This window comes from Vibrio sp. Vb0304 (assembly GCF_033338995.1).
GTDB lineage: Bacteria > Pseudomonadota > Gammaproteobacteria > Enterobacterales > Vibrionaceae > Vibrio > Vibrio alginolyticus.
On the sequence record NZ_JAWOTT010000090.1, the window covers coordinates 1 to 1,627 of the forward strand.

The following is a 1,627-nucleotide window of genomic DNA, read 5'->3' on the forward strand; positions in this document are numbered from 1 at the left end:
GAAGATCTTGTTGTTCGTGATGACGACAAAGAAGAAACAGTACGTGCTCGTCTAGGTGTTTACCACGAGCAAACTGCACCACTTATCGATTACTACGGTAAAGAAGCTGCAGCAGGCAAAACTAAGTACCTAAAATTTGACGGTACTAAGCAAGTTGCTGAAGTAAGTGCTGATATCGAGAAGGCATTAGCATAATAGGTAATACCTATTATCAAAATTTTTAATAATTTTGTTATAGTGAAGCGGCCGTAAGGTCGCTTTTTTTATACATTTTATATGCTGGGAAAACAAAGGGACGCAATGCAAACTAAAAATAAACAAGGTGTGTTACTGGTTAACCTAGGAACACCTGATGAACCTACCGCTCCAGCGGTTAAGCGCTTCTTAAGTCAGTTTCTTCATGATCATCGTGTAGTCGATATGACACGATGGCTTTGGTGTCCAATTTTACATGGTGTGATTCTTCCAATACGCTCGCCAAAGGTCGCTAAGTTGTATGAATCGGTATGGATGGAAGAGGGCTCACCTTTAATGGTGTATTCCAAACGCCAGGCAAAGAAACTTGCTCAGCATCTCGATATGCCTGTGGAACTCGGCATGACTTATGGCACCCCAAGCCTTCAATCTGGTTTTGAAGCTCTTATCGCTCAAGGTGTGGAAGAGGTTATTGTGCTACCGTTGTACCCACAATATTCTGGGACAACTACCGCAGCCGTGTCTGATGGAATCACAAAAGCGTTTAAGCAACTGCCAGTGATGCCAGCATTCAGCTTTATTCGCGATTATCACGATCATCCAATGTACATCGAAGCGCTTGCGCACTCGGTTCGACAATACTGGGAAGAGTATGGCAAAGGGGATTACTTGCTGTGTTCATATCACGGTATTCCTAAACGTTATGCAGACAATGGCGATATTTATCCTCAGCATTGTGAAGCGACCACTCGCTTGCTCGGTGAGGCGCTTGGTTTATCATCGGATCAGATTGGTATGTCTTATCAGTCTCGTTTTGGCCGAGAAGAGTGGCTACAGCCTTACACTGATAAAACATTGGAAACCATCACCAGTAAAGGCGTGAAGAAAATTGATATCATGACTCCTGCATTTTCATCTGATTGTTTAGAAACGTTGGAAGAAATTGCGGGAGAGAACAAAGAGATCTTTATGGAAGCGGGTGGTGAGCAGTTCCACTATATTCCATGCCTTAATGACGATGACATGCATATCGATATGATGGCAGAACTAGTACGCAGCAAGCTGTAGAGCTTTGGTATTCTGCATTGAATGAATACAGACAAGGGTCGCGATTGCGACCCTTTTTAATAACTTTGAAACCATGTTAAGCAACTTGTGTTTGTTGCTCTTCAATTTGTTCTGCAGTGCTGTGAGTGTTTTCTGCACCGTGCATCCAACGAACAAGCGTGTTCGAGAATAACATTAGAATCACACCACTGATCAATGCAGTTACTGCGATGCCACTAAAGATAGCCATTGCACCAAGTTCACCCACATGAGAACCCACGTAACCAGCGACATAGTTCGCAATAGCGTTACAACCAAACCATGCACCCATCATCAACGATGCAAGACGTAGCGGAGCCAGTTTGGTTACAAGAGACAGACCAAT

At 43.5% G+C, this 1,627-nt stretch carries 2 protein-coding genes and 1 pseudogene; 2 read left to right on the forward strand and 1 reads right to left on the reverse strand.

Annotation, left to right across the window (positions count from 1 at the left end; genetic code table 11):
* Positions 1-195, forward strand: a 195-nt coding sequence (locus tag R7P35_RS24000; RefSeq protein ID WP_318073766.1) for a nucleoside monophosphate kinase, incomplete at its 5' end; no start/stop codon positions are given.
* Between the two features lie 105 nt (positions 196-300).
* Positions 301-1,263 (forward strand): ferrochelatase, encoded by a 963-nt coding sequence (gene hemH, locus R7P35_RS24005; RefSeq protein ID WP_318092835.1) that lies wholly within the window; start codon positions 301-303, stop codon positions 1,261-1,263.
* A gap of 76 nt (positions 1,264-1,339) precedes the next feature.
* Here hemH and R7P35_RS24010 read toward each other — a convergent pair.
* A pseudogene (locus R7P35_RS24010) lies at positions 1,340-1,627 on the reverse strand (dipeptide/tripeptide permease); the annotation flags it as partial.